Origin of the sequence: Saccharothrix sp. NRRL B-16314, from assembly GCF_000716595.1 — a bacterium.
Taxonomy (GTDB): domain Bacteria; phylum Actinomycetota; class Actinomycetes; order Mycobacteriales; family Pseudonocardiaceae; genus Actinosynnema.
Map to the genome: position 1 here is coordinate 326,119 of NZ_JNXC01000001.1, position 13,489 is coordinate 339,607.

The 13,489-nt window shown below is 71.2% G+C and carries 10 protein-coding genes; 5 read left to right on the forward strand and 5 right to left on the reverse strand.

The window, feature by feature from the left end; genetic code table 11:
* Positions 1–44: 44 nt before the first annotated feature.
* Positions 45–1,136, forward strand: a complete 1,092-nt coding sequence (locus OQ02_RS01540) for an inositol-3-phosphate synthase (RefSeq protein ID WP_033436349.1) — start codon at positions 45–47, stop codon at positions 1,134–1,136.
* 69 nt (positions 1,137–1,205) lie between these two features.
* On the opposite strand, the gene OQ02_RS01545 is transcribed toward OQ02_RS01540, so the two are convergent.
* Entirely contained in the window at positions 1,206–1,844 is a 639-nt protein-coding gene (locus OQ02_RS01545; RefSeq protein ID WP_033436912.1) for an HAD family hydrolase, read from the reverse strand.
* A gap of 137 nt (positions 1,845–1,981) precedes the next feature.
* Here OQ02_RS01545 and OQ02_RS01550 point away from each other — a divergent pair, with 137 nt between their 5' ends.
* From OQ02_RS01550 to OQ02_RS01560, 3 genes are all read left to right on the forward strand, one after another.
* Positions 1,982–3,991 carry a PhoX family protein gene (locus OQ02_RS01550; RefSeq protein ID WP_033436913.1) on the forward strand — a complete coding sequence of 670 codons (2,010 nt, stop codon included), beginning with the start codon at positions 1,982–1,984 and terminating at the stop codon, positions 3,989–3,991.
* A 220-nt stretch (positions 3,992–4,211) separates the two neighbouring features.
* A complete protein-coding gene (locus tag OQ02_RS01555) occupies positions 4,212–6,251 on the forward strand; it encodes a PhoX family protein (RefSeq protein WP_231499828.1) in 2,040 nt (679 codons plus the stop codon).
* A 205-nt stretch (positions 6,252–6,456) separates the two neighbouring features.
* A complete protein-coding gene (locus tag OQ02_RS01560) occupies positions 6,457–7,137 on the forward strand; it encodes an SDR family oxidoreductase (protein ID WP_033436351.1) in 681 nt (226 codons plus the stop codon).
* On the opposite strand, the gene OQ02_RS01565 is transcribed toward OQ02_RS01560, so the two are convergent.
* A complete protein-coding gene (locus tag OQ02_RS01565) occupies positions 7,134–7,715 on the reverse strand; it encodes a hypothetical protein (RefSeq protein ID WP_033436352.1) in 582 nt (193 codons plus the stop codon). The two genes, OQ02_RS01560 and OQ02_RS01565, sit on opposite strands and share 4 nt — an antisense overlap.
* Before the next feature lie 65 nt (positions 7,716–7,780).
* Positions 7,781–9,082 carry an amidohydrolase family protein gene (locus tag OQ02_RS01570; protein WP_033436353.1) on the reverse strand — a complete coding sequence of 434 codons (1,302 nt, stop codon included), beginning with the start codon at positions 9,080–9,082 and terminating at the stop codon, positions 7,781–7,783.
* 171 nt (positions 9,083–9,253) lie between these two features.
* Between OQ02_RS01570 and OQ02_RS01575 the strand changes: the two genes are divergently transcribed.
* Entirely contained in the window at positions 9,254–10,762 is a 1,509-nt protein-coding gene (locus OQ02_RS01575) for a hypothetical protein (RefSeq protein WP_033436354.1), read from the forward strand.
* 109 nt (positions 10,763–10,871) lie between these two features.
* On the opposite strand, the gene OQ02_RS01580 is transcribed toward OQ02_RS01575, so the two are convergent.
* Both OQ02_RS01580 and OQ02_RS01585 read right to left on the reverse strand, forming a co-directional pair.
* The gene (locus tag OQ02_RS01580) at positions 10,872–12,032 is read right to left on the reverse strand and encodes a sensor histidine kinase (protein ID WP_033436355.1); all 1,161 of its coding nucleotides are present in this window, start codon (positions 12,030–12,032) and stop codon (positions 10,872–10,874) included.
* A 275-nt stretch (positions 12,033–12,307) separates the two neighbouring features.
* Positions 12,308–13,393, reverse strand: a complete 1,086-nt coding sequence (locus tag OQ02_RS01585; RefSeq protein WP_051771497.1) for a nitric oxide synthase oxygenase — start codon at positions 13,391–13,393, stop codon at positions 12,308–12,310.
* Between the last annotated feature and the right edge of the window lie 96 nt (positions 13,394–13,489).

The following is a 13,489-nucleotide window of genomic DNA, read 5'->3' on the forward strand; positions in this document are numbered from 1 at the left end:
AACGCCCGAGTAAGCGAACACGGAAGAACGAAGGAGGACTCGGCATGGGCGACAACCGCCGCACCGTTCGAGTGGCCATTGTCGGGGTCGGCAACTGCGCGGCGTCGCTGGTGCAGGGTGTCCACTACTACCGCGACGCCGACCCGGCCGCCAAGGTGCCCGGCCTGATGCACGTCCGGTTCGGCGACTACCACGTGCGCGACATCGAGTTCGTCGCCGCGTTCGACGTGGACGCCAAGAAGGTCGGCACGGACCTGTCCGAGGCCATCGGGGCGAGTGAGAACAACACGATCAAGATCGCGGACGTGCCGCCGCTCGGCGTCACCGTGCAGCGCGGGCACACCCTCGACGGGCTCGGCCGGTTCTACCGGGAGACCATCGAGGAGTCCGACGACGAGCCGGTGGACGTGGTCCAGGTGCTGCGCGACGCCGACGTCGACGTGCTGGTGTCCTACCTGCCGGTCGGCTCCGAGGACGCGGACCGCTTCTACGCGCAGGCCGCGATCGACGCCGGGGTGGCGTTCGTCAACGCGCTGCCCGTGTTCATCGCCTCGGACCCGGTGTGGGCGGAGAAGTTCCGCGCGGCCGGCGTGCCGATCGTCGGCGACGACATCAAGTCGCAGGTCGGCGCCACCATCACGCACCGCGTGCTGGCCAAGCTGTTCGAGGACCGCGGCGTGCAGCTCGACCGCACGATGCAGCTCAACGTGGGCGGGAACATGGACTTCCTGAACATGAAGGAGCTGGAGCGGCTGGAGTCCAAGAAGGTCTCCAAGACGCAGGCGGTGACGTCGCAGGTCGACCGCGAGATGGGCAAGCGCAACGTGCACATCGGACCGTCGGACTACGTGGCGTGGCTCGACGACCGCAAGTGGGCGTACGTGCGGCTGGAGGGCCGTGCGTTCGGCGACGTGCCGCTGAGCCTGGAGTACAAGCTCGAGGTGTGGGACTCGCCGAACTCGGCGGGCATCATCATCGACGCGGTGCGCGCCGCGAAGATCGCGCTGGACCGGGGGATCGGCGGCCCGATCCTCTCCGCGTCGTCGTACTTCATGAAGTCCCCGCCGGTGCAGTACTCGGACTCCGAGGCGCACGAGGCGGTCGAGGCGTTCATCCGCGGTGACGTGGAGCGCTGACCCGTTCGGCATTGTGCGTCTGTGCCCACCCCCTGCGCTCACCGAGTGCAGGGGGTGTTCGCCGTCCGGTCAGCCGGCCAGCGCGGCGGGCAGGTCCGACAGCGCGCGCAACACCGTGACCTGCCGCAACACCTCCGGGTCCGGTGGGAAGTGCGGGTTGGGCACGGCGTACACGGCCATGCCCGCGGCCAGGGCTGAGCGGAGGCCGTTGGTCGAGTCCTCCACGGCGGCGCAGAAGGTCGGCTCGACGCCCAGCTTGGACGCCGCCAGCAGGTAGACGTCCGGCGCCGGCTTGCCCGCGCCCGCCTGCTCGCTGGACAGCGCCACCGGCACCACGTCGGTCAGGTCGGTCGCGGCCAGGAACGACTTGATCAGCACCGGCGGTGACGAGCTCGCGATGGCCACCGGGTACCGGGACGCCACCTCGCGCACGATCTCCACCGCGCCCGGCAGCACCGGCGGCCCTTCGGCGTAGCGCTCGGCCATCTCGCCGATCACGCCCGCGGCGGTCTCGGCGGGGGTCAGCCGGACGCCCACCTCGGTCACCAGGTAGGTCGCCCACTCGGGTGTGCTCATGCCCTGCATCGCCCGGGTCGACGCGGGCAGCCACGTGCCGCCGTGCCGGGCGGCGAAGGCCTGCCGCACCTCGTCCCACATCCGCTCGGAGTCCACCAGCACGCCGTCGAGGTCGAACACCACAGCATCCACGCCCATGACCGTAGTGCCGCGAGGCGCGGGTGCCGACCGAACTCGTTCTGGTCGGAACGGAATCGGTGGGTTAACAAGCGGTGAACGCCGGCCTACTGTCGGTTGGTCCCGTACTGAGCGTAGGAGGCCGCGCCTTGGTGCTTCACCTTCCACTGCTGCCCAACCACTCCGCCGGTCGCGCGGCCGTCACCTGCAAGTACCGCTGCGGTGACGCGTGCTTCCACGACGTGCCGAACACGTCGGACAACCCGTACTTCGGCGACCTGGTCGACCGGCGCACCGCGATCAAGGCCGGCGTGGTCGTCGCGGCCCTCGGCGGCGTGGCGGCCACCGCGGGCTGCGCCGGCGGCACGGGCGTCGCGGCGGCCGAACCGCACGCCGCCGGGCTGGACTTCGACCCGGTCGCGCCGAACGCGCTCGACGCCGTCGTCATCCCCGAGGGCTACACCCAGGAAGTCGTGATCCGCTGGGGCGACCCGCTCTTCGCCGACGCGCCGGAGTTCGACTTCGACCACCAGACCGCCGCCGCGCAGGCCCGCCAGTTCGGCTACAACTGCGACTTCGCCGCGCTGCTGCCGCAGGACGCGGTGGGCCGGACGAACCTGCTGGTGACCAACCACGAGTACACCGGCGAGCCGTTCATGTTCCGCGGCTACGACCCGGAGAACCCGACGCGCGAGCAGGTCGAGATCGCGTGGGCCGCGCACGGCCTGTCCGTGGTGCAGGTCCAGCAGGCGCACAACGGCCGCCTCACCCCGCAGTTCTCCCGCTACAACCGCCGCATCACGGCCACCACGCCGTTCCGGCTCACCGGCCCGGCCGCCGGCTCCGACCTGCTCAAGACCTCCGCGGACCCGACCGGCACCCTCGTGCTCGGCACGCTGAACAACTGCGCCGGCGGCGTCACCCCGTGGGGCACGATCCTGTCCGGCGAGGAGAACTTCAACCAGTACTTCGGCAACGCCGAAGCGCTCGCCGACCCGCGCCTGACCCGCTACGGCATCACCGGCACCGCGACCACCCGGAAGTGGGAGCGGTTCGACGCGCGGTTCGACCTCGCGCAGGAGCCCAACGAGGCCAACCGGTTCGGGTACGTCGTCGAACTCGACCCGACCGACCCCGACTCGACGCCGGTCAAGCACACCGCGCTGGGCCGCCTCAAGCACGAGTGCGCCAACGTCCGCGTCGCCGACGATGGGCGCGTGGTCGCCTACTCCGGTGACGACGAGCGGTTCGAGTACATCTACAAGTTCATCTCCACCGGCAAGGTCCGCAAGGGCAACAGCAAGGCCGCCCGCCGGCACAACATGACGTTGCTGGACGACGGCACGCTGTACGTCGCCAGGTTCACCGGCGACAGCCCGCCCGCCGAGATCGACGGCTCCGGGAAGCTGCCGTCCGACGGCCGTTTCGACGGCGCCGGTGAGTGGGTCGCGCTCGCCGCCGGCGACCGGTCGTTCGTGCCCGGCATGACGGCCGAGGAGGTCTACGTCTTCACCCGGCTCGCGGCGGACAAGGTCGGCGCGACCAAGATGGACCGTCCCGAGGACATCCAGACCCACCCGCACACCGGCGTCGTCTACTGCGCCCTCAGCAACAACGTCGACCGGGGCAAGCCGGGCAAGGAAGGCGCGACCGAGCCCAACCCGCGGGTGAACAACAAGCACGGGCAGGTGCTGGAGCTCACCGAACGCGGTGGCGACGCCCTCGCGCTCGCGTTCTCCTGGAACCTCATGCTGGTGTGCGGCGACCCGGCGTCACCGGACACCTACTTCGCCGGCTACGACAAGTCCCGCGTCTCCCCGATCTCCAGCCCGGACAACGTGGCGTTCGACCGGCACGGGAACCTGTGGATCTCCAGCGACTCGGCCGGCGCGCTCAACGGCTACAACGACGGCCTGTACGCGGTGCCGGTGTCGGGGGCCCGACGCGGTCACCTGAAGGCGTTCCTCACCGTGCCGCGCGGCGCGGAGACGTGCGGGCCGGTGATCGGCGAACGCGTGATCACGGTGTGCGTGCAGCACCCCGGCGAGGTGGACGGCGCGAGCGCGGACAACCCGGCCTCGCACTGGCCGGACGGCGGTGACTCGCAACCGCGCCCGTCGGTGGTCGCGGTCTGGCGGGAAGGGCACCGCATCGGCGGGTGACGCCGCACGGCACTTCGGGGTCGCCCAGTGCGATCGACCGACCACACCGCGTGTGAGCAGGCGGTTTCTCCGGACGGACGGTCGAGGTGTTCGCTTCGCGTTCACCTCGAAGTCCGCTGGTGGAGTACTTGCCCTCTTACGGTCGGCCGGTTCCCACTGAGCTATCTCGGAGGTCCGTGTGTCCTCATCCACCGATCGGGGCCGTCGCCTGCTGCCCCTGTTGGCCAACCATCCCCTCGGGCGTTCGGCGATCACCTGCAAGAACCGCTGCGGCGACGCGTGCGCGCACGAGGCGCCCAACACCTCCGGCAACGCCTACTTCGGCGACGTCGTCGGCGAGGTCGTGCGTCGCCGCGGGCTGCTGAAGGCGGGCGCGGTGTTCGCCGTCGCGGGCGCGGGTGTCGGGCTGGTCGGTGCGGGCAGCGCCGCCGCGAAGCCCAAGCCCGACGCCGACGTCGACCTGGGTGGCGGACGCCGCAAGGACGGCCTCAACTTCACCGCCGTCGCGCCCAACACCGAGGACCGGGTCGTCACGCCCGAGGGCTACGAGCAGGACGTCGTGCTGCGCTGGGGCGACCCGGTGCTGCCCGGCGCGCCGGAGTTCGACTTCGACCGCCAGACCCCGGCGGCGCAGGCGAAGCAGTTCGGCTACAACTGCGACTTCCTCGGCCTGGTGCCGGTCGGCAGGCACGACCAGTGGCTGCTCGTGGCCAACCACGAGTACACCAGCGAGGAGTTCCTGTTCCGGAACTGGGACTCCGCCAACCCGACCCGTGAGCAGACCGAGATCGCGTGGGCCGCGCACGGCGCCTCCGTCGTCCTGGTCGAGCGGGACCGGCGCAGCGGCAACCTGGTGCCCAAGGTGGACCGGCGCTACAACCGGCGGCTGACCGCGACCTCGGAGTTCAAGGTCACCGGCCCGGCCGCGGGCTCCGACCTGCTCAAGACCTCCGCGGACCCGACCGGCACGAAGGTGCTCGGCACGCTGAACAACTGCGCCGGCGGCGTCACCCCGTGGGGCACGATCCTGTCCGGCGAGGAGAACTTCAACCAGTACTTCGGCAACGCCGGCTCGGTCACCGACCCGGCGACCCAGGCGCGGCTGGCCCGGTACGGCCTGCGCGGCGCGGCGTCCGAGCGCAAGTGGGAGCGGTTCGACAAGCGCTTCGACGTGGCGCAGGAGCCCAACGAGGTCAACCGGTTCGGCTGGGTCGTCGAGATCGACCCGCTCGACCCGACCTCGACGCCGGTCAAGCACACCGCGCTCGGCCGCTTCAAGCACGAGGGCGCGAACGTCATCATCGCCGAGGACGGCCGCGTGGTCGCGTACATGGGCGACGACGAGCGCTTCGACTACATGTACAAGTTCGTGTCCGACGAGAAGTTCAAGCCGGGCAACAGCAAGCACGCGCGTGAGCACAACAGGAAGCTGCTGGACAGCGGCACGCTGTACGTCGCCAAGTTCCTCGGCGACAGCCCGGTCGCCGAGATCGACGGCACCGGCAAGCTGCCCGCCGACGGCGAGTTCGACGGCACCGGCGAGTGGATCCCGCTGGCGAGCGGCAACCGGTCGTTCGTGCCCGGCTTCACCGCCGAAGAGGTCTACGTCTTCACGCGGCTCGCGGCGGACGCGGTCGGCCCGACCAAGATGGACCGCCCCGAGGACGTCGAGCCGAACCCGCGCAACCGCCGGGTGTACGCGGCGCTGACCAACAACACCGACCGCGGCAAGGCGGGCAAGGAAGGCGCCACCGAGCCGAACCCGCGCCTCAACAACCGGCACGGGCACGTGCTGGAGCTGGAGGAGCGCCGCGGCGACAACACCGCCACGACGTTCTCCTGGAAGCTGATGCTGGTGTGCGGCGACCCGACGTCGCCTGACACGTACTTCGGCGGCTACGACAAGACCCAGGTCTCGCCGATCTCGTGCCCGGACAACGTCGCGTTCGACTCGCAGGGCAACCTGTGGATCTCCACCGACGGCAACGCGCTGAAGTCCAACGACGGCCTGTTCGCGGTGCCGGTCGAGGGCCCGTACCGCGGCCGGGTGAAGCAGTTCCTCACCGTGCCGAAGGGCGCCGAGACCTGCGGCCCGGTCATCGAGGACGACTTCGTGCTGGTGGCCGTGCAGCACCCGGGTGAGATCGACGGCGCGTCGGCGCAGAACCCGCTGTCGCACTGGCCGGACGGCGGCACCTCCCAGCCGCGCCCGTCCGTCGTCGCGGTGTGGAAGAAGGACAAGGGCCGCATCTGCGGCTGACCCCCGAGGAGGAGGGCTCGCGCCCGTGCCCGAGCCCTCCCCCCTCGTGAGTCCTACATCCAGGACCCGTGAGTCCTACGTTCAGGCCCCGTGAGTCCTACGTTCAGGACACCTGAGTTCAACGCTCAGAACGCGTGAGTTGAACGCTCGGCACGCCGCGAGTCCTCCGGTGCGCCACGTCGAACCCGCCGGTTAGGGTCGTTCCATGACCCGACCCGTTGCCCTGATCACCGGTGCGTCACGCGGCATCGGTGCGGCTGTCGCCCGTGTCCTCGCCCCGACGCACGACCTGCTCCTCGGCGGTCGGGACGAAACGGCGTTGGCCGGACTGGCCGGGTCACTGGAGTCCGCCCGCCCCTGGCCGGTGGAGCTGACCGACCCCGACGCCCTGGCCACCGCCACCGCCGGCCTCACCCGCCTGGACGTCCTCGTGCACAGCGCGGGCATCGCGGAACTCGGCACGATCGCCGACACGACCGCCGACGTCTGGCGCCGGACGTTCGACCTGAACGTCGTCGCGGTCGCCGAACTCACCCGGCTGGCACTGCCGCTCCTGCGCGCCGCCCGCGGCCACGTGATCCTGATCAACTCCGGCGCCGGGCTGCGCGCCAACCCGAACTGGGGCGCGTACGCGGCGAGCAAGTTCGCCCTGCGCGCCTTCGGTGACGTCCTGCGCGCCGAAGAGGAAGACCTCCGCGTCACGTCCGTCCACCCCGGACGCGTGGACACCGACATGCAGCGAGGAGTCCGCGAGCAGGAGAGCGGCGACTACCAGCCGCACCTCTACCTGCACGCGGACTCCGTCGCCCACGCCGTGGCCACCGCCGTCAACGCGACCGACGACGCCCACGTCACCGAGATCGTCGTCCGACCCCGGCCCCGCTAGCTCACGAAGGTGAACGCCCGGTCGGTCGCCAACAGCGCCAACTGCCGGTTCGACACCACCGACGAGTAGCCGGTCGACACGTACACGACCTCGCCGTTCGGCCGGTAGCTGTACGCGGTGCGCGAACCCCACTCACCGGTGTGCTCGGTGAACAGCACCAGGCCGCCGTCCGCCGTCCGCACCGAACCGGTGCACGTCGACATCTCGCACATCCCCGCCGGAGCGGTGGTGAAGAAGCCCGGCGCGTGGATCTGGATGAAGAACCCGGTCGCACCGCGAGGCGTGGTGAAGCGGACGTTGTTGTTCACGTACTGCTGCCCGTCGAACAGCCCTGCCGCCTCATGCCCCCACGTGCCGGTCAGCACGTCCGAAGCGCCGCGCACCACCTGGGGCACCAACTCCACCTCACGCGCGTCGAACCCGGCCGTGCGGACCTCCAACTGCGCCACCGTCTCGTGCACCGGCGTGATGTCGGCCGGCGGCCACGTGAACTCCGCCGACTCCGCGGCGACCGCCGAGCCACCGAAACCCACCAGCGAAGCCGCCACCAACACGGCGGTGAACGTCCTGCGAATCATCACGAATCCCCTCAGTGCTCGGAACCATCCACTGGTGGAAACGCACTGGGGGCGAGATCCGTTGCCTACCGGAGCCGAGCGGCTACGGTGCGCACAGCGGCCTGCGCCTCACGCCGGTCCACGTTGGTCGTCTCGCCGTCCGCCACGACCTGCTTGCCGGCCACCCACACGTCCTTGACCCGCCGCGTCCCCGACGCCCACACCAGGTTCGCCAGCACCTGCTCGTCCGGCGCGTCCAAGCCCGTCGCGAACGCCGGGTCGTCCACGTCCACGTGCACGACGTCACCCCACCGGCCGGGTTCCAGCGCACCGAGGTCGTTCCGGCCCAACGCCGCCGCCCCACCGCGCGTGGCCAGCAGCAACGCGTCCGCCGCACGCATCGCCGTCGCGTCCTGCGACGTCACCCGCGCCAGCAGCGCCGCCAACCTGGCCTCCTCGAACAGGTCCAGGTCGTCGTTGGACGCCGGACCGTCCGTGCCCAACCCGACCGGCACACCGGCGTCGAGGTACGACCGCAGCGGCGCGATGCCGGACGCCAGCTTGGTGTTCGAGCCGGGGCAGTGCGCGATCCCGACCTGGTGCTTGGCGTAGATCTGCACGTCCTCGGGCGACAGGTGCACGGAATGCGCCGACAACACCCGCCCGCCGAGCACGCCGGCCTGCTCCAGCAACCGCGGCACGGAGCCGTGCGACGCGCGCTGCGCCACGTCCTCCTCCACCGACTCGGCGACGTGGACCTGCAACAACGCCCCGCGTTCACGGGCCTCGCCGGCGATCTCGCCCAGCGCCTCCGGCGTGAGGATGTACGCCGAGTGCGGCCCGTAGCTCAGCTCGATCCGCTCGTCCGGCCCGAACCGAAGGCCGTCCGCGTCGATCCACCGGGTGATCTCGTCGGTCATCGGCCGCCACGGCATCCCCGGCAGATCCATGATCGCCGCGCCGAACAGCACCCGCGAGCCGGCCGCCAGCACCGCGTCGGCCAGCTGCTCACCGTGGAAGTACATCTCGGCGCTGGTGGTCACGCCGTTGCGCAGCATCTCCACCGCGCCGAGCAGCATGCCGACCCGGATGTCCTCGGGCTTCATCTTCGCCTCGGCCGGCCACATCGCCTCCTGCAGCCAGCGCATCAGCGGCAGGTCACCGCCCATGCCGCGCAACAGCACCATCGGGCTGTGCGCGTGGGTGTTCACCAGACCGGGCAGCAGGATTCCGCTCAACCGGCGGACTTCACCGGTGAACTCCGGGGCGTCGGCCTCCGAGCCGACGTACGCGACCCGACCGTCGACGACGTCGACCACGGCGTCGCGGAGAACGGTGCAGGCGGGATCGCAGGGCAGGACGACGGGGGCGTGCAGACGCAGTGACATGACGACGATCCTGCCGCACCCGATCGAGCGACACACGACGTGGCGGCGCGCGGCACACCGTAACCCGAACAGTGGGTTTGACCGTTTTGGACGGTGTCGGCCGCCGGACGGACGTAGCCTCCGAAACGTTGGGTGAGGTGGTGGTCCCGCTGATCCGGCGAAGGAGTGGCAGTGGCTCGTGTCGGTGGAAGTGACGGTGAGTCCGGCGCGCGGCGCGGTCGGGAACGGCCCGCGGTGACGATCCTCCGTTCGGAGGCCGATTTCACCGACCCGGACCTGTCCCGGGAACGTCGTTGGCTGGGGTTGTTCCTGCTGGTGCACCTCGTCGACGAGCACGGCCGGATGGGTTCCGCGTACCGGCGGGTCCTCCGGCGTGCGGCGAGGGTTCCCGGGCACTGGGCCGAAGGCCTGTCGCTCGCCGCGGTGCGGGCCGACGTCACGCGCTGGATCGGTGTGGAGGCCCGGGCGGACAGCCTGCCGCCGTGGGACCGGATCGCCGACCTGATCAACGACGCCGTGCACCCGCGGCGCGCGCTGGAAGTGCTGGCGACGGCCCGCTACCTGCACTGCCTCGCAGCCGGCGTGGAGAACGACGCCGAACTCCACCGTCCGAAGTGGTTGGAGGCCGGGATGGACGACATCACCACGACGATGATCGGCGGGCCGGGCTGGGCGCGGAAGCACGGCTTGCCCGAGACCGACGCCGAAACCCCGGTGCCCGAACCCCGCCTACCGGCACCCGAACCGAACCCGGAACCGGAACCGAACCCGGAACCGCCGACCCTCGATCCCGCAGCCCTCGATCCCGCAGCCCTGAAGCCCGCAGCGCCGATGTCCCCAGCGCTCAAGCCTGCTGCACCCGAGCCCGCAACGCTCAAGCCGGCAGCGCTCAAGTCTGCTGCACCCAAGCCCGCAGCCCTCAAGCCCGCAGCGCTCGATTCTGCTGCACCCGAGCCTGCGGCACCCGCTCCGTCAACGCTCAGGTCCGCGGCGGCAAGTCCCTCGGCGCCGACGCTCTCGGCACCGACCCCGTTGGCGGTCAAGTTCTCGAACCCCGATCCTTCGACCCCCGATCCCTCGGCGCCCAAGCCTCCCTCGCCCAAGCCTCCAGCGCCCCGACCGCCGGTGCCCCGGCCACCGACACCCAAACCACCCACGCCCAAGCCCCCCGAACCCAAGCCGCCGGTGCCCCGGCCACCGACGTCGCAGCGACCAAAACCCCGAAAGCCGGAGGCCCGGAAGCAGGAAACCCGCAAGCCGGAAGACCGGACGCCGACATCACCACGGCCGAAGGCACGGCGCCCGAAGGCCCAGCCGCCCGGTCCACAAGGGACGGAGAACGGCGAGCGGCACGCGTACCAGCTCCTGTGGACGGTGGTCCGGGTCCACCGCGAAGCGCAGACGCGGATCGCCGAGCTGGAGCACCAGGTGGAGCAGTTGCGCGAGCAAAACCTCAGGCTGTCCGCCACCGCCACCGCCACCGCCACCGCAGCCACAACCACCACTACCGCCGCCGACCACCGGGACGACCACCCGGACGACCGCGCGGACGACCACCGCCCCACCATCCCCGACCAGGCTCGACGAACGCGTCCGGACAGGCCGGTCGCGGATCGCCACCTGGCCTTGGACGACCCGCCGAAGCCCTTCACCTACCCGCTGCCGGCGGAACTCCCCTGACCCGACGGCACGCCCGACCCTGACCGCACCGACCCTGACCGCACCGACCCTGACCGCACCGACCCCGACGGCACAGACGGCACAGACGGCACCGATCCCCGACTACGAGTCACCCGTCCTCCGCGACGGGCAGCGCGGCGCGCACCTCCCAGCCCCCACCGGCCCGCCGACCCGCGCTGAAGCGACCGCCGAGCAGTTCGACCCGCTCCCGCATGCCGACCAACCCGTACCCACCGCTCCCACCGGCCGGGTTCGCGCTCGGCGCCCGCCCGTCGTCGGCCACGACCACGTTCACCACCCCGTCCTCCACCACCACCGAAACGTCCACACGGGACAGACCGCCGGCGTGCTTCCGGGTGTTGGTCAACGACTCCTGCACCAACCGCAGCACCGAACGCCCCAACGACGGCGGCACGGGCACGGGCAGGTCGACGTGCAGCCGCACCGGCTGACCGGACTGCTCCACCACCCCGCGCACGTCGTCGGCCAGGTCGCTGGTCACCGTCGGCGCGTCACCGTCGGTGCCGCGCAACGTCCCCACCAGCCGGCGCATCTCGGTCAACGCCTCGTTGCCGCTGCGCACGATGATCGGCAGCACTTCCGGCACGGCAGCCGGCACGGCCTGCGCCGCCTGCGCGTGCACCACCATCCCGGTCACGTAGTGCGCGATCACGTCGTGCAGCTCGCGCGCCAACGCCATCCGCTCGGCGTGCTGCGCCGCCGCCACCTCGGCCCGCACGGCGGTGGCGCGTTCCCGGTCACGGGCCCGGAAGTACAGCCCGGTGCCGACCGACAGCGTCAGCAGCACCCCGCCGCCGATCAGGTGCTGCCAGATGGACGGGTCGTAGTCGGGCCAGGTCCGCGCCCAGTAGTCCGGCCGGACGACACCGGTGCCGGCGGACACCACCACGAGCACGACCACGCCGACGACGGCCCGCAGCAGCGGCGCGTGCCGGACGACGACCGCGATGATCGCCATCACCGCCGCCGACTCGGACAGCACCAACCCGCTGACGAGCGGCACCTCGGGCACGACGTCCAGCACCCGGAGCACGACGGAACTCGCCGCCACGGCCGTCGCGGCGGCCAGCGCGGCGTCGAACGGTCGCCGGGGCGCGAGCACGGCGAGCGCGCACACGACGGCCGTGCCGGGGAGCTGCCACCAGGCCGTCCGGCCGATGACCTCGCTGCCGAGGAAGAAGAGGAGGGCGCAGGCAAGCGGCCACTGGCGGCGGATCAGGGGCCGCCACCCGAGGTGAGTGCTCTCCACGGGGTGCCACGGTAGGTCCTCGCGGCTGAGAGCGCGTCCCTCCCCGGTCGGGTGGGGTGTCAACCGCAAGGCTGACCCGAACGCTACGCGAAACACACCAGTGGCCGATGTCGGATGACGAATTCGGAGGTGACTCTGGAGGAGCGAGTCGGGGAACGGAGGAACACGTGTTCGGAGTGGTCGCTACTTGGGCGGGTGCGGTGCTCGGCCTGCTGGTGCTGGTGTTGATGGCGTTGTCGGGGTTGTTGATCGATTCCCAGGAATAGCCGTGCGGCTCATCCGCCGGCGCGCTGCCGGAGCAGTTCGGCGAGCCGTCCGGGTGAATGAGGACGGGTCGTTTCCGAAGGCGAGTGGGAAAAGCGGGCGGGGCCGCCGGTCCGGGCGCGGAGGGCGGCGGTCGGGTCGAGTCGGAACGCGGGGCGGTTGCCGGACGTGCGCTGACGGGAGCGCAGCCACGACAGCCGGTGGCGTGACTCGGCGTGGTGGTCGGTGATGGTGACCTCGGCGAGGTCGAACGAGTGCAGCACGGCCCGGTTCAGCTCCACCACGGCGCGGTCCCGCCACAACGAGCGCTCGGTGGCCGTGTCGAGTCCGAGGGCTTCGGCGACGGGCCGGGCAGCGCCGTAGGCGTTCTCGTCGGCCAGGCTGCGGGCGCCGATCTCGGAGCCGACGAACCACGAGTTGAACGGCGCGGCGGGGTAGGTGATGCCGCCGATGGTCAGCCTCATGTTCGTGATCACGGGCACCGCGTGCCAGCGCAGGCCGAGCTGCCCGAACCAGGGCAGTTCCGGGTGTTCGAGCAGCACCTCGTGCACGACGTCCGGCGGGACGGTGAACAGCTTCGCGCCCTCGTGCGCGGTCTCCACCACGAGCGGCAGCAGGTCGAAGCGGCCGGGTGTGGCCGGTGGCCGCCAGCCCATGCCCTGGACGGCCTCGGTGAACGCGGTGTAGCGGCGGTCGCCGGTGCCGACGCCGTGACCCGCGTACCGGATCAGCTGCTCGTTCCAGATGCACGGTCCGGGCGTGTCCGGGGTGTCCGGCGCGAACACCGTCACCAGCGGGCGGATCGCGCCGCCGTTGGTGGCGAGCCGCAGGTGCTCGACGCATTCTCCGGCCACGGCGGCGGCGTTGCGGAAGCCGCGCAGGTCGCGGACCTTGAGCCGGCGCCACGGCACGCCGCTGGTGCACCAGCCGGAGTCGCGCAACGCGATCCGCGCGCCGTAGGCCAGTTCCTCGGTGGTCTGGCGGTAGGTGCCGGTCTCGGCGACCTCGTCGCGCATGCGGCTCAGCCGGGGCCCGACGGGGCCCGCTCCGGGGTGGGCGATGTGGAACATGCGGAGGAAACCCTCCGCCGCGTCCACGTCGAACGTTATCGGTCCGTTGTCAACTGCGGTCACGGGCGGCAACCGTAGTTGCGGAACGGTGTCACACGTCACTGCCAGACGGGGCACATCGAG

Bases quoted from the DNA above. Each gene is read 5' to 3' on its own strand.
- OQ02_RS01540 (WP_033436349.1), top strand. From the start codon at position 45: ATGGGCGACAACCGCCGCACCGTTCGAGTGGCCATTGTCGGGGTCGGC.
- OQ02_RS01560 (WP_033436351.1), top strand. From the start codon at position 6,457: ATGACCCGACCCGTTGCCCTGATCACCGGTGCGTCACGCGGCATCGGT.
- OQ02_RS01565 (WP_033436352.1), bottom strand. From the start codon at position 7,715: ATGATTCGCAGGACGTTCACCGCCGTGTTGGTGGCGGCTTCGCTGGTG.
- OQ02_RS01570 (WP_033436353.1), bottom strand. From the start codon at position 9,082: ATGTCACTGCGTCTGCACGCCCCCGTCGTCCTGCCCTGCGATCCCGCC.